This window comes from Microbacterium testaceum StLB037, assembly GCF_008763945.1.
GTDB classification, from domain to species: Bacteria; Actinomycetota; Actinomycetes; order Actinomycetales; family Microbacteriaceae; genus Microbacterium; species Microbacterium testaceum_G.
Genome location: NZ_VTQH01000002.1, coordinates 324,625 through 343,937 on the forward strand (window position 1 = coordinate 324,625; position 19,313 = coordinate 343,937).

21 protein-coding genes are annotated in these 19,313 nt (G+C 70.7%); 4 read left to right on the top strand and 17 right to left on the bottom strand.

All coding sequences use genetic code 11. The annotated features are described in order from the left end of the window. Positions 1-72: 72 nt before the first annotated feature. From F9B98_RS10195 to F9B98_RS10215, 5 genes are read right to left on the bottom strand one after another with little or no spacing between them, the layout of a single operon-like run. On the bottom strand, positions 73-873 hold the full coding sequence (locus tag F9B98_RS10195) for a citryl-CoA lyase (RefSeq protein WP_150956843.1): 801 nt from the start codon (positions 871-873) through the stop codon (positions 73-75). Beyond that, positions 870-2,087, bottom strand: a complete 1,218-nt coding sequence (locus F9B98_RS10200; RefSeq protein ID WP_150956846.1) for a CaiB/BaiF CoA transferase family protein — start codon at positions 2,085-2,087, stop codon at positions 870-872. The genes F9B98_RS10195 and F9B98_RS10200 overlap by 4 nt, the downstream gene beginning before the upstream one ends. Further along, entirely contained in the window at positions 2,084-3,595 is a 1,512-nt protein-coding gene (locus F9B98_RS10205; protein ID WP_150956849.1) for a tripartite tricarboxylate transporter permease, read from the bottom strand. The genes F9B98_RS10200 and F9B98_RS10205 overlap by 4 nt, the downstream gene beginning before the upstream one ends. Further along, positions 3,595-4,206: a tripartite tricarboxylate transporter TctB family protein gene (locus F9B98_RS10210; protein ID WP_191966825.1), complete on the bottom strand. Its 612-nt coding sequence runs from the start codon at positions 4,204-4,206 to the stop codon at positions 3,595-3,597. Before F9B98_RS10210 ends, F9B98_RS10205 begins: the two co-directional genes overlap by 1 nt. Continuing rightward, the gene (locus F9B98_RS10215; protein WP_225310303.1) at positions 4,203-5,189 is read right to left on the bottom strand and encodes a Bug family tripartite tricarboxylate transporter substrate binding protein; all 987 of its coding nucleotides are present in this window, start codon (positions 5,187-5,189) and stop codon (positions 4,203-4,205) included. Before F9B98_RS10215 ends, F9B98_RS10210 begins: the two co-directional genes overlap by 4 nt. Positions 5,190-5,302: 113 nt before the next feature. Here F9B98_RS10215 and F9B98_RS10220 point away from each other — a divergent pair, with 113 nt between their 5' ends. Genes F9B98_RS10220 through F9B98_RS10230 form a run of 3 tightly spaced genes read left to right on the top strand, consistent with a single transcriptional unit; the run spans position 5,303 to position 7,651 of the window. After that, positions 5,303-6,106: an IclR family transcriptional regulator gene (locus tag F9B98_RS10220; protein WP_150956852.1), complete on the top strand. Its 804-nt coding sequence runs from the start codon at positions 5,303-5,305 to the stop codon at positions 6,104-6,106. 29 nt (positions 6,107-6,135) lie between these two features. Further along, positions 6,136-6,735, top strand: coding sequence for an RraA family protein (locus F9B98_RS10225; protein WP_150956855.1), 600 nt, complete (start codon positions 6,136-6,138; stop codon positions 6,733-6,735). Further along, positions 6,728-7,651: a hydroxyacid dehydrogenase gene (locus F9B98_RS10230; RefSeq protein ID WP_225310304.1), complete on the top strand. Its 924-nt coding sequence runs from the start codon at positions 6,728-6,730 to the stop codon at positions 7,649-7,651. The genes F9B98_RS10225 and F9B98_RS10230 overlap by 8 nt, the downstream gene beginning before the upstream one ends. A gap of 4 nt (positions 7,652-7,655) precedes the next feature. Here F9B98_RS10230 and F9B98_RS10235 read toward each other — a convergent pair whose 3' ends face one another. Together F9B98_RS10235 and recO are read right to left on the bottom strand one after the other, a co-directional pair. Then, the gene (locus F9B98_RS10235) at positions 7,656-8,459 is read right to left on the bottom strand and encodes an isoprenyl transferase (RefSeq protein WP_150956858.1); all 804 of its coding nucleotides are present in this window, start codon (positions 8,457-8,459) and stop codon (positions 7,656-7,658) included. Continuing rightward, positions 8,456-9,184, bottom strand: a complete 729-nt coding sequence (gene recO / locus F9B98_RS10240; RefSeq protein ID WP_150956861.1) for a DNA repair protein RecO — start codon at positions 9,182-9,184, stop codon at positions 8,456-8,458. The genes F9B98_RS10235 and recO overlap by 4 nt, the downstream gene beginning before the upstream one ends. Before the next feature lie 82 nt (positions 9,185-9,266). Here recO and F9B98_RS10245 point away from each other — a divergent pair, with 82 nt between their 5' ends. Further along, positions 9,267-9,965, top strand: a complete 699-nt coding sequence (locus F9B98_RS10245) for a trimeric intracellular cation channel family protein (protein ID WP_150956864.1) — start codon at positions 9,267-9,269, stop codon at positions 9,963-9,965. Positions 9,966-10,068: 103 nt separating this feature from the next. On the opposite strand, the gene F9B98_RS10250 is transcribed toward F9B98_RS10245, so the two are convergent. From F9B98_RS10250 to F9B98_RS10295, 10 genes are all read right to left on the bottom strand, one after another. Then, positions 10,069-10,851 (bottom strand): MOSC domain-containing protein, encoded by a 783-nt coding sequence (locus F9B98_RS10250; protein WP_150956868.1) that lies wholly within the window; start codon positions 10,849-10,851, stop codon positions 10,069-10,071. 32 nt (positions 10,852-10,883) lie between these two features. After that, positions 10,884-11,672 (bottom strand): methyltransferase domain-containing protein, encoded by a 789-nt coding sequence (locus tag F9B98_RS10255; RefSeq protein ID WP_150956871.1) that lies wholly within the window; start codon positions 11,670-11,672, stop codon positions 10,884-10,886. Between the two features lie 23 nt (positions 11,673-11,695). Next, on the bottom strand, positions 11,696-13,456 hold the full coding sequence (gene leuA / locus F9B98_RS10260) for a 2-isopropylmalate synthase (RefSeq protein ID WP_150956874.1): 1,761 nt from the start codon (positions 13,454-13,456) through the stop codon (positions 11,696-11,698). Between the two features lie 138 nt (positions 13,457-13,594). Beyond that, positions 13,595-14,188 carry a GNAT family N-acetyltransferase gene (locus F9B98_RS10265; RefSeq protein WP_150956876.1) on the bottom strand — a complete coding sequence of 198 codons (594 nt, stop codon included), beginning with the start codon at positions 14,186-14,188 and terminating at the stop codon, positions 13,595-13,597. After that, positions 14,185-15,132, bottom strand: a complete 948-nt coding sequence (locus tag F9B98_RS10270; RefSeq protein WP_150956880.1) for a quinone oxidoreductase family protein — start codon at positions 15,130-15,132, stop codon at positions 14,185-14,187. Before F9B98_RS10270 ends, F9B98_RS10265 begins: the two co-directional genes overlap by 4 nt. Positions 15,133-15,203: 71 nt before the next feature. After that, positions 15,204-16,097, bottom strand: coding sequence for a GTPase Era (gene era / locus F9B98_RS10275; RefSeq protein ID WP_150956883.1), 894 nt, complete (start codon positions 16,095-16,097; stop codon positions 15,204-15,206). Beyond that, complete coding sequence (locus F9B98_RS10280) at positions 16,094-17,404, bottom strand: hemolysin family protein (protein WP_150956885.1); 1,311 nt, start codon at positions 17,402-17,404, stop codon at positions 16,094-16,096. The genes era and F9B98_RS10280 overlap by 4 nt, the downstream gene beginning before the upstream one ends. Next, positions 17,401-17,868: an rRNA maturation RNase YbeY gene (ybeY, locus tag F9B98_RS10285; protein WP_058231539.1), complete on the bottom strand. Its 468-nt coding sequence runs from the start codon at positions 17,866-17,868 to the stop codon at positions 17,401-17,403. The genes F9B98_RS10280 and ybeY overlap by 4 nt, the downstream gene beginning before the upstream one ends. Continuing rightward, positions 17,865-18,890: a PhoH family protein gene (locus F9B98_RS10290; protein WP_225310329.1), complete on the bottom strand. Its 1,026-nt coding sequence runs from the start codon at positions 18,888-18,890 to the stop codon at positions 17,865-17,867. Before F9B98_RS10290 ends, ybeY begins: the two co-directional genes overlap by 4 nt. A 49-nt stretch (positions 18,891-18,939) precedes the next feature. Next, positions 18,940-19,287 carry an HIT domain-containing protein gene (locus F9B98_RS10295; protein WP_150956892.1) on the bottom strand — a complete coding sequence of 116 codons (348 nt, stop codon included), beginning with the start codon at positions 19,285-19,287 and terminating at the stop codon, positions 18,940-18,942. Positions 19,288-19,313 lie beyond the last annotated feature (26 nt).

The window sequence follows — 19,313 nt, forward strand, 5'->3', positions numbered from 1 at the left end:
CGCGTGCAACCTCCCGCGTGAGCGATCTATTCCGTGAACGGCATCCATTCTCGCGCTCCGGATGCCGCGGCGCTACGGCACCGCCGGACCGGTGTAGTCGGCGAGCAGCGGCGGGGGCAGGGGGCCCTTGATGCGCCGACCCGACCCGGTCTCCTCCCACGCGTGGGCGAGGATGCCGACGGATCGCGCGAGCACGAAGAGGCCCCGCGCGAGCTCGGGCTCGACGCCCAGCTCTCCGTAGACGATCGCCGAGATGCCGTCGATGTTCATCGGCACACCGCGCGACGCCAGCGCCTGCTCGATCGCGAGGCCCGCGCGCAAGTGGTCGCCGGTGACGGCTTCGGATGCGACGGCGTCCTGCACCAGGGCGAGGAGGGGGTCGCGGCGCGGATCGACAGGATGGAAGCGGTGCCCGAACCCCGGCACGAAGGCTTTCCGCGCGCGGTGCTGCGCGAGTTCGTCGGCGGCGAGGTCGTCGAGGGCGCGCCCCTCGTCGAGATGTGCCCGGACCATGCGGTTCAGCATCGCCACGCACTGCTGACCGGCACCCCCATGGGTGTCGCCGAGCACGTTGATGCCGTTCGCCATGGCCGAGTTGATGCCGACGCCGCAGGTGGCGGCCATGCGGGCGCTCGCGATCGACGGGGCCTGGGGTCCGTGGTCGACGCTCGCGACCAGCGTCGCCTCGAGCAGACGCCCCCGCGCGGGATCGAGCGTCTCTCCCGTGACCATGAGCCAGATGGTCTCGACGAACCCCGCGGTGCCGATGAGGTCTTGCACGGGTCGACCGCGGAATGCGATCTCACCCGGCTGGATGCGGGTGATGGCGGTCGCCCACCACGCGGTGACGGGGGCGAGCTGATCGTCGCTCATGCGGCGCCTTCCTCGTGCAGGGCGGCGATGTCGTCGGCGCTGTAGCCGAGGCCCGCCAGGATCTCGTCGGTGTGCTCCCCCAGCAGGGGCGGGGCGGTGCGGGGCGCGGAGGGGGCACCGTCGATCCGGATGCCGTTGCCCAGCACGCGCAGTGGTTCGTCGCCGCCGCCCGGGAACGGTAGCTCGTGCACGAGCCCGCGTTCGCGGATCTGGGGGCTGCGCAGCATCTCGTCGACGCGGAGGACGGCCGCCGCGGGCACGCCCGCCGAGCTCAGCACGTCTTCCCACTCTGCGGCCGGTCGCGCCGCCAGCGCCGTCTCGAGCTCGGCGGTGAGCGCGGCCCGGTGGGTCTTGCGGCTCTCGCGCTCGGCGAAGCGGCCGTCGGCGACGAGGTCGGGCCGACCGACGAGAGCGCACAGCAGCTGGAACTGCTCCTGCTTGTTGGCGGCGATGTTGAGCATGCCGTCTCCGGTCGCGAAGGCCCCCGAGGGCGCGGCCGTGCCGTTGTCGTTGCCCAGCGGACGCGGCTCGTGGCCGTCGACGAGCAGGTTCGATACGACCCACCCCATCGCGGTGACGGCGGTCTCGAGCATCGAGACGTCGATGACCGTGCCGACCCCCGTGCGGGCCCGACCGGCGAGCGCGCTCGAGATCGCGAACGCCGCCGCGAGCCCGCCGATCGTGTCGGCGAGCGGAAAGCCCGCGCGCAGCGGCCCGGTCTCGTCGGTGCCGGTGACGCTCATCATCCCCGAGTAGCCCTGGATGATCTGGTCGTACGCGGGCTTGGTGCGCATGGGACCGGTCTGGCCGAATCCCGACACCTGGCACAGGATGAGGCGGGAGTTCAGCGCGCGCAGGGCGTCCCACCCGAACCCCAGCCGCTCGAGCACGCCGGGGCGGAAGTTCTCGACGAGCACGTCGGCCGTCGCGATCAAGCGCCGCAGCGCCTCGGCCCCGCCCGGCGTCTTCAGATTGAGCGTGATCGAGCGCTTCTGGGCGTTCTGCGCCAGGAATGAGATGCCCAGCAGCTGCGCGTTCAGCTCGGCCGACGTCCCGAGGCGACGGGCCAGATCGCCGCCGTCCGGGGTCTCCACCTTGATGACGTCAGCCCCCATCAGCGCCAGCTGGTAGGCCGCATAGGGACCGGCCAGCACGTTGGTCAGGTCGAGCACGGTCACACCGGTGAGGGGGCCCGACACCGTGGCATCCGTCATGCGGCGACCTTTTGCTTCCGCGCCGCGCGCACCTTCGTGAAGACGACGCCCACGATCGCGAGGGCGAGCACCGCGTACAGCGTGATCGAGATCGGACTCGACACCAGGATGCCGGCGTCGCCCTCGCTGACCGCCATGGCACGGCGGTACTCGGTCTCGGCGAGCGGGCCGAGGATGATCGCGATGAGCATCGGGGCGACCGGAAGACCGTAGCGGCGCATCAGGAAGCCGAGCAGGCCCACGGCGAGCACGAGCACCAGGTCGAGGATCTTGCTGCTCGTGGCGTACACGCCCAGCATTGCGAACACCGTGATCCCGGCGTAGAGGTAGTGCTTGGGCACCTTGAGCAGCTTCGCCCACAGGGGTGCGAACGGCAGGTTCAGGATGAGCAGCACGACCATGCCGACGAAGAAGCTCGCGAGCAGTGCCCAGACCAGATCGGGCGCGCGCTCGAACAGCAGCGGTCCGGGCTGCAGGCCGTACTGGCGGAAGGCGGCCAGCAGGATCGCGGCCGTCGCCGAGGTGGGCAGGCCCAGAGCGAGGAGGGCGCCCATGGCCGTGCCGGCGGTGGCGTTTCCGGCGGCCTCGGGCCCGGCGACGCCCTGGATCGCGCCGCGACCGAACATGGGCTTCTTGCGGCGGCCGTCGAGCTTGCGCTCGGTGCCGTAGGCCAGGAACGTCGGCACCTCCGAGCCGCCGACGGGGATGATGCCGAACGGTACGCCGATCGCCGTGCCGCGCAGCCAGGCGGGCAGGGCCTGGCGCAGCTCCCGGAACGACAGCCACAGGCGCCCGCTGGAGGCGAGCAGCTTCGTGTCGTCGGGCGTGCCGCGGCGACCGGCGACGCTGAAGACCTCGCCGAGCGCGAGAAGGCCGACCGTGATCACGACGATGTCGATGCCGTCGAACAGCTCCGGGAGGCCGAACGTGAAACGCGAGGCGCCGGACGCTCCATCGATGCCCACGACCGAGATGGCAAGGCCGATCGCGAGGGCCGCGAGGCCCCGCACCACCGAGTCGGTGACGACGGCCGAGATCGCCACGAACGCGAAGACCGCGAGGGCGAGGTATTCGGCGGGGCCGAAGAGGGTGGCGAGCTCCGCGAGACGCGGCGCGAAGAACACCACGAGGATCGAGGCGATGATGCCGCCGATGAAGGCGCCGATCGCGGAGGTGGCGAGAGCCTGCGCTGCGCGCCCGCTCTTGGCCATGCGATGGCCCTCGATGGAGCCGGCGATCGCGGTGCTGTTGCCGGGGGTGTTCATCAGGATGCCGGCGATGGAGTCACCGAAGAGTCCACCGAACAGCACGCCGGCGAACATGATGAACGCGCCGATCGGGTCGAGCGAGAACGTGACGGGGAGCAGAAGGGCGACCGCCATCGCCGAGCCGAGGCCCGGGAGGACGCCGACCGCGGTGCCGAGGACGGCGCCGATGAGCACCCACAGCATGTTGATGGGGGTGAGGACGACGGCGAAGCCCTCCCCCAGGTTGACCAGCGCATCCATCAGAAGAGGCCCTCCAGGATTCCAGGCGGCAGGTTGAGTCCGAGACCGCCCGAGAAGGCGATCTGCACGATGGCGGAAATGGCCAGCGAGAGGAGGACGTCGAAGATCGGGCGGCGGCTGCCGAGCGATCGGGCGATGCCCCAGAACAGGAAGGCGCCCGAGAGCAGCCATCCGAGCGGGGTGAGGGCGGCGATGAACACGACGACGGTGCCGACGGCTCCGGCCAGAGCCCACAGGTTGCTGCGCGGACGCACCGTGGGTGTCTCCGGCTCGCGCCCCTCGACGGCCGCGATGAGCGCTTCGTCGTCGATGTCGGTGTCGTTCTCGGCGGCGACGCCGTCGGCGACCTCGACCGGCTCGGGTCGGCGGAGCACGTCGATCGCGAGGAGCACGGCCAGAACGATCACCGCGGCGGCGACGATCGCGGGGAAGAGCTGCGGTCCCGGGGGCGCGGTGTTGGCCGGCACGGTCATGGTGAGGGTGCCGACGACGAGACCGATGCCGACCAGCAGCATGATCGCCGGGACGATGAGTCCGGTGCGACGGCGCCAGAACCCGTCGGAGGCGCGGGCGCGGTGAGTGCGCGGAATGGTGGGGATGACGCCGCTCACAGGCCCAGCTCCTCGATGATGGCGTCGACGCGCGCTTGGTCCTCTTCGATGAAGGTCGCGAACTCGGTGCCGGTCAGCAGTGCGTCGCGCCACCGATTGCGCTCGAGCACCTCTTGCCATTCGGGAGTGGCGGCCATCTGCTCGACGATGGCGACGAGCTCGTCGCGCTGGTCGTCGGAGAGGCCGGGAGGGGCGACCAGCCCACGCCAGTTCGGCAAGTTGACGTCGACGCCCTGCTCGATGAAGGTCGGGATGTCGATGCCGGGCACCGGCTCTTCGGCCGACACGGCGAGCGCCCGGAGGCGCCCCGCCTCGATCTGGTCGCTGAAATCGTTGTAGCCGCTCACCCCGACTGCGACCGTATTCGACAGCAGGGCGGTGAGCACCTCGCCGCCACCGGCGTACGAGACGTAGTTGAGCTCGGCCGGGTCGATGCCGGCGGCCTTCGCCGTCAGCCCCGTGAGTAGGTGGTCGGTGCCGCCGATGCCACCGCCGCCGACGGCCTGGCCGTGCGGGTTCTCGCGCCACGCCTGCACGAAGTCGTCGAGCGTCTGGAAAGGCGAGTCCGCGGGGACGATGAAGACGATGTAGTCTTCCGCGAGCCGCGCGATCGGGGTGGTGTCGGCGAGGCTCGCGGCCGAGCCGTTCGCGGTGATCGCGCCCTCCATGACGGTGCCGGTCATCATGAGGTTCGTCGGGTCGGCCCCGAGCTGCACGAACTGGCCGAGGCCGATCGTGCCGCCGGCTCCGGGCACGTTCACGACCTGCACGTTGTTGACGACCGAGGTCGAGCGCAAGACCTGCTGCGATTCGCGCGAGGCGAGGTCCCACCCGCCACCGGGTGCGGCCGGGGCCATGATGGTCAGTTTGGTCCGGGGGTCGGCACCGGCGGTCGAGCCGCTGGCATTCACCGCCGCCACGCCGACGAGGGCGGCGGTGGCGGCGATCCCGAGCGCGTTCCATAGGACGCGTCTGGTTCTCACGTCGTCACTCCTTCGTGATCAGGTGGCATTGGGTGTCCATCTAGTGGACTCCAATGTCCACCTGACGGTACACTCGACCTCGGAGCGGACGCAACCGGTGCGACGCGAGAGGGATGACGATGTCGGTGATCAGCGAGAGTGGCGATGCCGTGGCCGCAGAGGGCGGTGGGGTGCGCGCCGTGACCCGCGCGTTTCAGGTGCTGCAGAGCTTCACCGCCGATCGTCCGGTGCTGTCGGTCGCCGAGATCGTGCGCGACAGCGCCCTCCCCCGCACCACGGTGCTCCGCATGATCGAGACCCTCGTCGGCGAGCGCATGCTGCGGCACGCGGCCGACGGCCGCATCACCGTCGGCGCGCGCCTGATCCGTCTCGCGGCCTTCGCCGAGGCGGCGTGGGCCGTGCCCGAAGAGACCGCGGAGCGCATGACGCGCCTCGCGCAGGAGACCGGCGAGACCGCGAGCCTCTACGTGCGCAGCGGCATGCGCCGCGTCGCCGTCGCGCAGTCGCCTAGCCCGCACTCGCTCCGCCACGTGGTGCAGGTCGGCGACGAGATGCCTCTCCTCGCCGGCGCCTCGTCCACCCTCTTGGTCGCCGCGAGCGGTCCGGATGCCGTGGACCAGATGCTCGCATCCCTCCCGGCCGATCGACTCTCCGGCGTCGAGGCCGCCGCCTTCCGCCAGGCCGTCGCCGCGGCCGCCCGCGATCGTCACGCCGTATCCCACGGAGCCCGCGAACCCGGCAACAGCGGCGTGGCCGTGGTCGTGCGCGACGGCGACGACCGCCGCCCCGCGGTGGTGCTCGGCCTCGGCGGGCCCACGGCCCGCTTCACCGAGGACCGCGTCGATGTCTTCCTCGCGGCGCTCGAGGCCGCGGCATCCGATCTGCGGCACACCGGCCTGCCGCCCGCGCTCGACTGAATCCACCCCGACGAGAGGACCGCCCCACGATGAGCACTCTTTCCGAGACCGCGGAGTATCCCCCGCCCGGCGCGTACGCCGCCGCCACGATCGGCGACGCCATGGAGCGCTTCGGCGTTGCGCGCGGCATCTCGCCGCTGTGGACAGGAGCCGTCGTCTCGGGTCCCGCGGCCACCGTCCTCACCCGGCCCGGTGACAACAAGGGCGTGCACGCGGCGTTCGAGGGCATCCGGGCGGGCGAGATCCTCGTCGTCGACGGCGGCTCCGACGACACGCGCGCGCTGATCGGAGAGCTCGTCGCCGAGAAGGCGAAGGCGCTCGGGGTGGCGGGCATCGTGCTCGACGGCGCCGCCCGCGACGCGGTCGAGCTGCGCGAGGTGGGCGTTCCCGTGTTCGCGCGGGCCGTGACGCCCGCGGGTCCCTGGAAGACCGGGCCGTACCGGTTGGGCCAGACGGTCGCCCTCGGCGGCGTTCCCGTCGCGCCGGGCGACTGGATCGTCGGCGACGCCGATGGTGTCGCGGTCGTCCCGCGCGAGCGCATCGCCGAGGTCACCGCCGCCGCCGACGAGCTCGTGCGCGGCGAGGCCGACCGCCGGGCCGCGAACCGCGCCCTGACGCCCCGTGGCTGAGACGGGGGCGGACCGACCGGTCATCTGGGTCCCGCGAGAGGTGCACGGCGACGCGGTGGCCGATCTCGAGACGTGGGCCGACGTCCGCCGCGGTTGGGGTGCGCAGGCCACGGCCGAAGACGAGATCGCCCCGCACGTGCAGGGCGTCCTCCTCCGCACGGCACGCCTCGACGCCCCGCAGTTGAGCCGCATGCCGCGGCTGAGGATCGTGGCTCGCCACGGTGTCGGAACCGACACCGTCGACACCGCGTTCGCCCGGGAGCACGGCATCCGGATCACGACCACGCCCGAGGCGAACGTGCTCTCGGTCGCCGAGCACGCCATCGCGCTTCTGCTGGCGGTGCGGCGGGGCATCGGCGCCGCCGTAAGCGGACGGGGCGAACGCGCCGACCTGATCGGCGGTGAGCTCAGCGGCTCGACGCTGGGTCTCATCGGTTTCGGACGCATCGCGCGACACGTCGCGCGGATCGGACAGGGCGGGTTCTCGATGCGCGTGCTCGCCTCCGACCCGGGTCTCAGCGACGACGAGGTGCGGGCGGCCGGAGCCGAGCCCCGATCACTCGACGAACTGCTGGAGCAGTCCGATGCGGTGAGCGTGCACGTCCCGCTCGTCCCTGCGACGCGCGGCCTGCTCTCCACCGCGCAGTTCCGCAGGATGCCGTCGCACGCCGTCGTGATCAACACCTCGCGCGGCGGGGTCGTCGACGAGCAGGCGCTGTTCGCGGCACTCGACGCCGGCGAGGTGGGCGGAGCGGGCCTCGACGTCTCGGAGGTCGAGCCGATGCCTGCGGATCATCCGTTGCGCGGTCGCCCCGATGTCGTGGTGACCCCGCACATCGGCGGCCAGACGCGCGAGGCGATGCGACGTGTCGCGATGGAGGCGGCGGCCGCGCTGCGCACGGAACTCGCCCCCTAGGAGCTCACGCCGTCGGCTTGTCGACAGCACCGCCGAACCGGCGATCGCGGGACTGGTAGTGCCCGATCGCGTCCCACAGGTGCGTGCGGCGGAAGTCCGGCCACAGCGTGTCGAGGAACACCATCTCGGCGTAGGCGGACTCCCACAGCAGGAAGTTCGAGGTGCGCTGCTCGCCGCTCGAACGCACGAACAGATCGACGTCGGGCATGTCGGGCTGATACAGGTTTCTGCGGATGAGCTTCTCGGTCACGGCGGAGGGCTTCAGCTTGCCGGCGGCGATGTCGTCGCCGATGCGGCGCATGGCATCCACGATCTCCACGCGTCCGCCGTAGTTGACGCACATCGTGAGGGTCAAAGTGGAGTTGCCCTCGGTGAGGCGCTCAGCGTGCTGCAGCTCTTTGATCACCGAGCCCCACAGGCGCGGCTTGCGGCCCGACCAACGGATGCGCACGCCCCACTCGTTGAGCTGATCGCGGCGGCGGTGCAGCACCTCGCGGTTGAACCCCATGAGGAAGCGCACCTCGTCGGGTGAGCGCGACCAGTTCTCCGTGGAGAAGGCGTAGACCGACAGGTGCTTCACACCCGCCTGAATGGCGCCTGCGACGACGTCGAGCAGAGCCGCTTCACCCGCACGGTGGCCTTCGACGCGGGTCAGGCCCTGGCGATTCGCCCACCGTCCGTTGCCGTCCATCACGATCGCGACGTGCTCGGGGACCGAGCCCTTCGGGAAGGCCGGCGGATACTCCCCGGTCCAGTCGAGGGGGCGGTACGGCACCGCGTCGCGGTGGGTGAACGGCTTGGGTGTCATCGATGCGACTCCAGGTGCGAGAGGGAACGGATGCCACGTTCGAGGTGGAACTGCGCGTACGCCGCCACGAGGCCCGAGGCCGCCGCCACGGTGCGCCCGGGGGCATGGTCGATCGTCTCCCACTCCCCCGCCATGAGCGCGCGGAGCATGTCGACCGTGTCGCGCGCGACGCGCGGCGAGCCCGCGGGGGCGCACGTCGAGCAGACGACGCCGCCGAGCTGGGGCAGGAAGTAGTCGTGGTCGCCGATGGTGCCGCAGCGCGCGCACTCGGTGAGTCCGGGGGCCCAGCCCGAGAGGGCCATGGCCCGCAGCAGGTAGGAGTCGAGCACGCTGCGCTCGGAGTGCTCACCGCGAGCGAGCGACCGCAGCCCGCCGACCAGCAGCAGGTACTGCTGGGGCGTCGCCTCGGCCTCGTTCAGGCGGTCGGCGGTCTCGACCATCGCGCTGGCGGTGGTGTACACGTCGTAGTTCGCCACGATCTCGGCCCCGTAGGCGCCAAGGGATTCGGCCTGCTGCACGATGTCGAGGTTGCGCCCCTTGAACAGCTGCACGTCCGCGACCATGAACGGCTCGAGCCGCGAGCCGAACTTCGACGAGGTGCGGCGCACACCCTTCGCAACGGCGCGGATCTTGCCGTTGCGCCGGCTGAGGAGGGTGAGGATGCGGTCCGCCTCCCCGAGCTTGTGGGTACGCAGGACCACGACTTCGTCGCGGTAGGTGGGCACAATCCATTATCGGCCCGGCCACCCGTGAGCGGCCTGCGCGGCGCGCCTGGCCGAGCGCCCTCGGGACGGGAGAATGGATGCCGTGAACGCCTCGGTCTTCGTCATCCCGCTGTGGGCGGATCTCACCGCCGTCGCCCTGGGTGGTGTGCAGGGCGCGCTGTTCGCCTCCGGCTTCCAGGGCCAGCGGCGCCTCGACCTGCTCGGGGTGGCGATCATCGGCATCCTGCTCGGCATGGGCGGCGGCCTCATCCGCGACCTGCTGCTGGGCCTCACCCCCGCGACCCTGCAGAGCAACTGGTACCTCATCACCGCGACCCTTGCCTCGATCGTGGGGATGTTGCTGTCGGGGATCTTCCAGCGCCTCAACCGCGCGATCGTCATGCTCGACGCCGTGGTGATCGGCCTGTTCGGCGCCTTCGGCACGTCGAAGGCCCTCGCCCTCGGGATGCCGGCGGTGCCCGCGGTCTTCGTCGGCGTGCTCGCCGCGGCCGGGGGCAGCGTGCTGCGCGACGTGCTCATGGGCCTGCCGGTCGCGATCATGCACGTCGGTTCGCTGTACGCCGTCGCCGCCGGTGGCGGGTGCGTCGTGTTGGCGACCACCGCGGCGTTCGGGGTGCCGCTTCCGATCGCGGCGGTGATCGGCGTGATCGTGACGACGATCATCCGCGTCCTCGCGGTGCTGTTCGACCTGTCGCTCCCGGAGCAGCGCAAGCTCTACCGCCGCAAGGTCGCGGTCGAGACCACCGGCATCCCGATCATCCGCCCCGACGGCGCCGAGTGAGCCGGTCCCCCGGCGCGTGAGGGGTCACTCCGTGTCGCCTGGGGCGGGCGGAGGCGACAGTTCTCGACCCCTCACGCGCGATCGGCGGGGCCCGCGGGCGCGGTCAGCCCAGGGGCGCGACCTCGTCGCCCACGCGGATCGTGCCGCCGGCGGCGACCGGCAGCAGCAGAATGCCCAGCGTCGGCTCGTCCTGACCGAACTCCGTGGTCAGCACCCGCAGCAGCCGCGCGTCGCGCACTCCGGTGTCGGGGTTCGCGGTGATCGCGGCGCAGCGCTCGATCGGCTTCTGCACCTCGAATTCCACGTCGCCGATGCGGACGCGGGCTCGCCACTCGAGCTCGGCCCACGGCGCGGTGCCGCCGACGACGATGTTCGAGCGGAAGCGGCGATCATCGACGGACGCCGGAACCGCGGCATCCAGGTCTTCGACCGAGGCGGCGCCGTGCAGAGAGATGAATCCGCGCGGGCGGTCCTGGAAACGTGCGGTCCGCCCGTCTCCGAGAAGACCGAGGGGCAGGATGCCGTCGGCCTCGAGCAGCTTCGCATCGCCGGTGGTGCGCAGGTAGTCGGTGACGGCCTCGCTGAGCCGGGCGCGACCCTCGTCGCTGAGGTCGGCGGTGATGTCGATGTCGTCGACCCGGAGCCGCAGCGTCTGCGACGCGTCGTCGAGGGTGAGTTCCACGCGCGCCAACGTCGGGAACGTCATGAGCGCGAGTCCGCGGCTCTTGGGGAACGTGGCATCCGCCGGCTCGAGCGCATCGGCGAAGCGGAACACGAGCGAGCGATCGCCCTGCACACGGCCGTCGTCCTGGATGACGAGGCTGTCGCGCTTCTCGGGCGTGAAGCCCTTCACGGGGTAGCGGTAAAGGGCGTCGACGCGGATCACGGTCTCATCCTCGCATCGACGCCCCCTGCCGCTCACCAGCGGGCGAGCACCTCGCCGTGCGGCAGCAGGATCCACCCGTCGGGGTGCTCGGCCCATTCGCGCCATGCGTCCGAGATGCGCTGCAGCTGCGCGTCGTCGGCCAGGCCGAGCCGCTTCGCGTGCCCCGCGAACGCCGAGGCGAGCACGCGGTCGGCCCACATGCCGCCCCACCACGCGCGCTTCTCGGGCGTGTCGAACACCCACACGCTCGCGCTCGCGTCGATCCGGGTGAACCCGGCCTCGCGCGCCCACGCCTTGAGGCGTCGACCCGCGTCGGGCTCCCCCGATGACCCGCGGTGTACGCCGTGGTAGATCTCGAGCCAGTCGTCGAGGGCGGGGATGAGCGGATGCCAGATCACACCGCCGTAGTCGACGTCGCGCACCGCGACCAGGCCGTCGGGCCCGGCGACGCGGCGGAACTCCCGCAGGGCGTCGACGGGACGCTCGAGATGCTGCAGCACCTGGTGGGAGTGCACGATGTCGAAAGAGCCGTCGGGAACGTCGAGGGCGTAGGCGTCGCCGATGCGGAAGGTCACGTTCGTGCGCTCCCCCGCGGCGGCGCGGGCCACCTCGACGACGTCGGAGGAGGCATCCACCCCGACGACCTCTCCCGGGAAGACCCGGTCGGCGAGGTCGACGGTGATGGAGCCGGGGCCGGCACCCACATCGAGGATGCGGGTGCCGGCCGACAACGAAGACACCAGGTACGCCGCCGAGTCGGCGACGGTGCGCACGGCGTGGGAACGCAGCACGCTCTCGTGGTGTCCGTGGGCGTAGGCCACGGTCGTCTTCTCGTCTGAGCGGGTCAGACGCCGGCCAGGGCGCCCGAGGCCTGACGGGTGCGGATCGCGCGGTTCACGCCCGACACGATCGCCTTGAGCGACGCGGTCGAGATGTCGCCGTCGATGCCCACGCCCCACAGGCGCTGGTCGTCGACCTGCAGCTCGACGTAGGCCGCTGCCTGCGCGTCGCCGCCCGAGCTGAGAGCGTGCTCGACGTAGTCGTACAGGGTCACGTCGAAGCCCTGAGACCGGACGATCTCGAGAAACGCGGCGACCGGACCGTTGCCCACTGCCGAGGCCGGGTGGCTCTCGTCGCCGTCGCGCAGAGTGACGTCGAGGTGCACGGCCCCCGACATGTCGCTCGACGAGCGCGTCGACAGCAGCTCGAAGCGACCCCAGCGCTGATCGTCGTCCTGCGACGGGAGGTACTCGTCCGTGAAGATGTCCCAGATCTGGCTGCTCGAGACCTCGCCGCCCTCGGCATCCGTCCGGGTCTGCACGACGCCCGAGAACTCGATCTGCAGCTTGCGGGGCAGATCGATGGCGTGATCGGCCTTCAGCAGATACGCGACGCCGCCCTTGCCCGACTGCGAGTTCACGCGGATGACCGCCTCGTACGACCGGCCCAGGTCTTTCGGGTCGATCGGCAGGTAGGGAACCGCCCACTCGATGTCGTCGACGGTCTTGCCCTCGGCGGCCGCGCGGGCCTCCATCGCCTCGAAGCCCTTCTTGATGGCATCCTGATGCGAACCGCTGAACGCGGTGAAGACGAGGACTCCCGCCCAGGGGCTGCGCTCGGGGACGGGCAGCTGGTTGCAGTACTCGACGGTGCGCTTGACCTGGTCGATGTCGCTGAAGTCGATCTGGGGGTCGATGCCCTGCGTCAGCAGGTTGACGCCCAGGGCGACCAGGTCGACGTTGCCGGTGCGCTCACCGTTGCCGAACAGGCATCCCTCGATGCGGTCGGCGCCGGCCAGGTATCCCAGCTCCGCCGCGGCCACGGCGGTGCCGCGGTCGTTGTGCGGGTGCAGCGACAGGATGACGTTCTCGCGGTGGTTCAGGTGTCGCGACATCCACTCGATCGAGTCGGCGTAGACGTTGGGGGTGGCCATCTCGACCGTGGCGGGCAGGTTCAGGATGACCTTGCGCTCGGCCGTCGGCTGGAAGACCTCGAGCACCTCGTTGCAGATGCGCAGGGCGAACTCGAGCTCGGTACCGGTGTAGCTCTCGGGCGAGTACTCGTAGTAGACCTCGGTCTGCGGGATCGTCGCCTCGTACTTCTTGCACAGGCGCGCACCCTCGAGCGCGATGTCGACGATGCCCTGCTCGTCGGTGCGGAACACGACCTCGCGCTGCAGAACGCTCGTGGAGTTGTACAGGTGCACGATGGCCTGCTTCGCGCCGGCGATCGCCTCGTACGTCCGGGCGATCAGGTGCTCGCGCGCCTGGGTCAGCACCTGGATGGTGACGTCATCGGGGATCAGGTTCTCGTCGATGAGCTGACGGACGAAGTCGAAGTCGGTCTGGCTGGCGCTCGGGAACCCGACCTCGATCTCCTTGTAGCCCATCTTCACCAGCAGGTCGAACATGACGCGCTTGCGCTCGGGGCTCATCGGATCGATCAGCGCCTGGTTGCCGTCGCGCAGGTCGACGGCGCACCAGCGGGGGGCGGTCTCGATGCGCTTCGACGGCCACGTGCGATCGGGCAGGTCGACCCGGATCTGCTCGTGGAAGGGACGGTACTTGTGCACCGGAGCGGAGGTGGGCTTCTGGGTGTTCTTCATGATCTGTCGCTTCTTTAGATTCGTTCGGTGGGGCCGACGACGATCTCCGCGACGAGGAAGGCCCTTAGATCGAGGACTCGTCGCGGCAACTAAGAAGAAGCTGGCCACCGAAGCGCATGGAGCGATCGTAGCAGTCCTTCACGGCGCGGTCCGATCGGCGGCCGTCCACTCGCGGTCGAGCACGGCGTAGACGAGCAGGTCGCCCCATCGCCCCTTGAACCACTCGTTCTCGACGAAGTGCGCTTCGCGGCGCAGGCCGAGCCGTTCGGCGAGAGCGGCCGAGCGGATGTTATCGGCGTCGATCTGGGCGACGAGCCGACGCAGGCCGTACACCTCGAATGCCGTGTCGATGAGCGCGCGCACCGCTTCGGTGGCGAGCCCTCGACCGGATGCCGCGGGGCTCACGACCCACCCGATCTCGGCCGAGCCCGCCTCGGGGTCGAGGTGGAAGAGCACGAGGTCGCCGATGACGGCGCCGTCGCTCTCAATGACGAGGACGATGCCGCCGCGCTCGCCCTCGAGGCTCGTGCGGCCGAACAGGTGGCCGATCCGGCCGCGGATGTCGTCGGGCGTCTGGGGCTCGAACGGGAGGAATCGGCACACCTCGGCATCGCCGCGGTAGGCGGCCATCGCCTCGAGGTCGCCCTGGTCGAAGGGGCGCAGGCGCACGCGCTCGCGGATCACCTCGAGGGTGTCGGGCGCCGGAGGCAGCACGAAGGGCGACACGCTCACGGCAGCAGGGCGACCTTGCCGCCCGGGTGCCCGTCCATGACGAAGCGCACGGCTTCGACGGCCTCGGCCAGCGGGTACGTTCGCGAGAGCGGGACCTCGAGAGCTCCGGATGCCGCGAGCTCGAGCACCCGGGCGCGCGCGATCTCGCGGAAGCGGGCGCTCTCGGGCCGCGAACCGGCGATCCACAGCACGCCGTCCTTCTTCGCGCGTTCGGGGTCGACGATCGTGACGATGCGGTCGCGCTCGGAGACGAGGGCGAGCGAGACCTCGAACGCCTCATCGGTTCCGACGGCGTCCCACGCCGCGGCGATCGGCGCCCCGCCGGCCGCTGCTTCGACGCGCTCTCGCAGACCGTCGCCGTAGGCCACCGGGATGCCGCCGTAGCGACGGACACGCTCGGCCGAGTCCTCGGCATCCGGGCCCACCGTCCCGATGACGCGGACGCCCAGCTCGCGCGCCTGCTGGAGCAGGCTGACGCCCACCGCGCCGGAGGCGGCGTGCAGGAGTACCGTCTCGCCCTCGGTCACCCGCGTGACCTGGATCATCTCGGCCGCGGTGGTGCCGGCGAGCAGGAGGTTCGCGGCCTCGGGGTGCGAGAGGTTCGCGGGCTTGGCGAAGACGTCGCGCGCGGGGACCGTGAGTTCTGTGGCGTAGGCGCCCTGCACTCGGAAGGCGACGACCTCATCGCCGACCTGCAGCTCACCCGAGCCGCCGAGCGCGTCGGGGCCGACGGCGGTGACCTCGCCCGAGAGCTCGTACCCGATGGGCACCGGGAACACGGCGCCGGGGCGAGCGGCCGCGACGTGCTTGGCATCCGCGGGGTTGATTCCGGCCGCGCGGATGCGGACGGTCACCTCGCCCGGTCCGGGAGGCGCGACCTCGACCTCGTCGAAGATCCACGTGTCGATCGGGCCCGGGGCCGGAGCCGTCCACCTCATCGCCATGGTCACGCCTTTCGTTTGCGGGTCGTCGCCGCCGAGCGTAGCCCCGGCGGGAGCGGATCGGAGGGGGCTGGTCAGAAGCCGAGGCGACCGAGCTGCTTCGGGTCGCGCTGCCACTCCTTGGCCACGCGCACGTGCAGCGAGAGGTAGACGCGGCCCCCGACGAGCGGCTCGATGCCCGCGCGGGCGCGGGCCCCGACGTCGGCCAGGCGCGAGCCCTTCTTGCCGATGATGATGGCCTTCTGGCTGTCGCGCTCGACGACGATGTTGGCCCACACGTCGGTGAGGTCGCTGTCTTCGCGCGGGGCCACGTCGTCGACCGTCACCGCGATCGAGTGCGGCAGCTCGTCGCGCACGCCGTGGAGGGCGGCCTCGCGGATGATCTCGGCGATGCGATCCTCGAGGGCTTCGTCGGTGACGACGTCGTCCTCGTAGAGGGCGGGCCCGACGGGCATGAGGGCGAGGAGCTCGTCGCTCAGCACGTCGAGCTGGTCGTTGGTCACGGCCGAGAGCGGGATGACCGCCGCCCAGTCCTCGCGCAGCGCGTCGACCTCGACGAGGCGTTCGGTGATCTGGTCGCGTGTGGCGGCGTCGGTCTTGGTGACCAGGGCCACCTTCTTTGCCCGCGGGTAGCCGGACAGCGACTCGGCGATGCGGCGGTCGCCGGGGCCGACCTTCTCGGTCGCCGGAGCGCAGAACGCGATGACGTCGACGTCGCCGAGCACCTGCTCGACGAGGTCGTTCAGCCGCTGTCCCAGCAGAGTGCGGGGGCGATGGATGCCGGGGGTGTCGACGACCACGAGCTGACCGCCGGGGCGGTTGACGATGCCGCGGATGGCGCGGCGGGTGGTCTGCGGCTTGTCGCTGGTGATGGCGACCTTCTCGCCCACGAGGGCGTTGGTCAGCGTGGACTTGCCGACGTTCGGCCGGCCCACGAAGGTCACGAAGCCGGATCGGGTGTCGGTCATCTGTCGTTCCTCTCACGCTGCGAGGCCTCTGCCTCGGCGTCTTCGTCGTCCATCGTCTCAGCCCGCTCCACGATCACCGTCGCGATGCCGCGGTTGCGCCCGCGCGAGGCGCCGCCGGTCATGACGAGCCCGGAGTGCTCGGCCGTCGCCCCGGGTTGCGGGATGCGACCCAGGGCCTTGCCCAGCAGGCCGCCGATCGAGTCGACGTCTTCGTCGTCGAGCTCGAGGCCGAAGAGGTCGCCGACCTCGTCGAGACCGAGGCGGGCGTTCACCCGGTAGCGCCCGTCGGGCAGCTCCACGATCTCGGTGGACGGGGCGTCGTACTCGTCGGCGATCTCACCCACCAGCTCCTCGATGAGGTCTTCGAGGGTCACCAGACCCGCGACTCCGCCGTACTCGTCGACGACGAGGCACACGTGCACGGCGTCTTTCTTCATCTGCTGCAGCAGCGTTTCGGCCTTCATCGACTCGGGGACGAAGACGGCCGGGCGGGCGATCCGGCGGATCGGCGCGTCACGCCAGCCGGCCTCGTCGCGGAATCCGAACTGGACCAGATCCTTCAGGTAGAGCACGCCCACGACGTCGTCGGCATCGTCGTCGGCGAGCGGGATGCGGGAGACGCCCTTGTCGAGGAACAGGGCGAGCGCCTCGCGGGAGGTGGCCGCGGCATCCACGCTCACCATGTCGGTGCGCGGGACCATGACCTCGCGCACGTAGCGGTCGGTGAAGTCGAAGACCGAGTGGATGAGCTCGCGGTCGTCTTCTTCGATGAGTTCGTTCTCGGCCGCTTCGTCGATGATGCTGAGCAGTTGCTCTTCCGAGGCGAACGAGGTCGAGTGCGAGACGCCCGGGGTGACGCGATTGCCCACGGCGACGAGGCCGTGAGCGAGAGGCCCCAGCAGTACCCGCATACCGCGGATCACCGGCGCTCCCCCGCGCAGGAGTCCGCGGGCGTGCTGCCGACCCACGGAGCGGGGGCTCGCGCCCACGGCGACGAACGAGATGCCCGTCATGAGCACGGCCGCTGCGAGCACCGCGAGCAGGATGTTGTCGAAGATCAGCATGAACGCCGCGGCGACGAGCACCGCCGCCGTGGTCTCGGCGAGGACGCGGATGAACGAGACGGCGGTGACGTGGGCGTTGGTGTCGTCGGCGATCCGCCGCAGAGACGCCGCGTTGCGGCCGCTCGCGCCGAGCTCGAGCAGGTCGGCACGCGAGGTGACGCCCAGGGCCGCCTCGAACGCCGCCATCAGGCCGCCGAAGGCGACGAGCAGGAAGGCCGCGACGAGGAGGAGGGCCTCGGTCATGCGCGGCGCTGGCGCTCGACGGCCTGGAAGCCGGCGATGAGCTCGCGCTGCAGACCGAACATCTCGCGCTCCTCGTCGGGCTCGGCGTGGTCGAAGCCGAGCAGGTGCAGCAGACCGTGGGTCGTGAGGAGGATCAGCTCGTCCTGCGTGGAGTGCTTCGCGGCGACGGCCTGGGTCTCGGCCACGGCCGGGCAGAGCACGATGTCGCCGAGCAGGCCGGCCGGGGTGGGAGCGTCTTCCGAACCGGGACGCAGTTCGTCCATCGGGAAGCTGAGCACGTCGGTGGGGCCGGGCTCGTCCATCCACTGCACGTGCAGCGACTCCATGGCCCCCTCGTCGACGAGCACGATCGCCACGTCGGCGTCGGCGCTGACGTGCAGCTCCGCCAGGTTGTACTCCATGAGACGCAGCAGGACCTGCTCGTCGATCTGGTGGTCGGACTCGTTGTTGATCTCGATCGTCATGAGCGGTTTCGTCTCGGGAGGTGATCGCGGGGACCGGCGGCACCGGGACCGCGTCGCTCCGCACGGGTGGCGAATTCAGAGGCCTCGTCGCGCTCGCGACGAGCCGCCAGGCGCTTCTCGTCGTACTCGCTGTACGCGTCGACGATGCGGCCCACGAGGTTGTGGCGGACCACGTCGTCGCTGGTGAGGCGGGAGAAGTGGATGTCGTCGATGTCGTCGAGCACCCGCGTGACGAGCCGCAGGCCGGAGGCCCCCTGGGGAAGGTCGACCTGTGTGATGTCACCGGTCACGACCATACGGGTGCCGAAGCCGAGACGCGTGAGGAACATCTTCATCTGCTCGGGCGTGGTGTTCTGCGCCTCGTCGAGCACGACGAACGAGTCGTTCAGCGTACGGCCGCGCATGTAGGCAAGAGGTGCCACCTCGATCGTGCCCGTCGCCATGAGCTTGGGGACGATGTCGGGGTCCATCATCTCGTTGAGCGCGTCGTAGAGCGGCCGCAGGTACGGGTCGATCTTGTCGGTGAGCGTGCCGGGGAGGAAGCCGAGCCGCTCGCCCGCCTCGACGGCCGGACGCGTCAGGATGATGCGGTTGACCTCTTTGCGCTGCAGCGCCTGCACGGCTTTCGCCATCGCGAGGTAGGTCTTGCCGGTACCGGCGGGGCCGATGCCGAAGACGATGGTGTTCTCGTCGATCGCGTCGACGTACTCCTTCTGCCCCGCGGTCTTGGGTCGGATGGTCTTCCCGCGCGACGACAGGATCGCCTCGCCCATGACCTCGGAGGGGCGCGGGCCGCCGTCGGAGCGCAGCATGCGGTTGGAACTCGACACGTCGGCCGGGTCGAGACCGTGACCCGAGCGGGTCATGCTGAGCAGTTCGTCGACGAGGCCCCGGGCGGCGCGTACCGCCGCGGGGGCACCCGAGAGCGTGATCTCGTTGCCGCGCACGAGGACGTCGACGTCGGGGTGCTCCTTCTCGACGACGCGCAGGAGGCGATCCTGCGGACCGAGGAGCTGCACCATGGCCACGCCGTCGACCTCGATGCGGTCGGAGACGGTTTCTTCGGGGGAATCAGCCACCCAGGCTCTTTTCGTTCAGGCCACCCGCGAGGACGTGGGCGTGCACATGGAAGACGGTCTGACCGGCGCCCTCGCCGGTGTTGAAGATGAGACGGAAGTCGCCGTCGGCGTGCTCCGCGGCGACGGAGTTCGCGAGGCCGATGACCTCGGTGAGCAGATCGGGGTCGCCCGCGGCGAGCTCGACGACGTTGCGGTACTGCTGCGTCTTGGGGATGACGAGCAGATGCACCGGCGCCTGCGGTGCGATGTCGCGGATCGCGAAGGCGTTCTCGGTCTCGGCGACGATCTCGGCGGGGATCTCGCCCTGCAGGATGCGCGTGAAGATCGACGGTTCGCTCATGGCATCCAGTCTAGTGACGGCCTCCG

What these genes read in the sequence shown, in the direction of transcription:
- F9B98_RS10195 (WP_150956843.1), bottom strand. Translation starts at nt 873, where the DNA reads ATGAGCGACGATCAGCTCGCCCCCGTCACCGCGTGGTGGGCGACCGCC.
- F9B98_RS10200 (WP_150956846.1), bottom strand. Translation starts at nt 2,087, where the DNA reads ATGACGGATGCCACGGTGTCGGGCCCCCTCACCGGTGTGACCGTGCTC.
- F9B98_RS10205 (WP_150956849.1), bottom strand. Translation starts at nt 3,595, where the DNA reads ATGGATGCGCTGGTCAACCTGGGGGAGGGCTTCGCCGTCGTCCTCACC.
- F9B98_RS10220 (WP_150956852.1), top strand. Translation starts at nt 5,303, where the DNA reads ATGACGATGTCGGTGATCAGCGAGAGTGGCGATGCCGTGGCCGCAGAG.
- F9B98_RS10225 (WP_150956855.1), top strand. Translation starts at nt 6,136, where the DNA reads ATGAGCACTCTTTCCGAGACCGCGGAGTATCCCCCGCCCGGCGCGTAC.
- F9B98_RS10235 (WP_150956858.1), bottom strand. Translation starts at nt 8,459, where the DNA reads ATGACACCCAAGCCGTTCACCCACCGCGACGCGGTGCCGTACCGCCCC.
- leuA (WP_150956874.1), bottom strand. Translation starts at nt 13,456, where the DNA reads ATGAAGAACACCCAGAAGCCCACCTCCGCTCCGGTGCACAAGTACCGT.
- F9B98_RS10270 (WP_150956880.1), bottom strand. Translation starts at nt 15,132, where the DNA reads ATGGCGATGAGGTGGACGGCTCCGGCCCCGGGCCCGATCGACACGTGG.
- era (WP_150956883.1), bottom strand. Translation starts at nt 16,097, where the DNA reads ATGACCGACACCCGATCCGGCTTCGTGACCTTCGTGGGCCGGCCGAAC.
- F9B98_RS10280 (WP_150956885.1), bottom strand. Translation starts at nt 17,404, where the DNA reads ATGACCGAGGCCCTCCTCCTCGTCGCGGCCTTCCTGCTCGTCGCCTTC.
- ybeY (WP_058231539.1), bottom strand. Translation starts at nt 17,868, where the DNA reads ATGACGATCGAGATCAACAACGAGTCCGACCACCAGATCGACGAGCAG.
- F9B98_RS10290 (WP_225310329.1), bottom strand. Translation starts at nt 18,890, where the DNA reads ATGGTGCAGCTCCTCGGTCCGCAGGATCGCCTCCTGCGCGTCGTCGAG.
- F9B98_RS10295 (WP_150956892.1), bottom strand. Translation starts at nt 19,287, where the DNA reads ATGAGCGAACCGTCGATCTTCACGCGCATCCTGCAGGGCGAGATCCCC.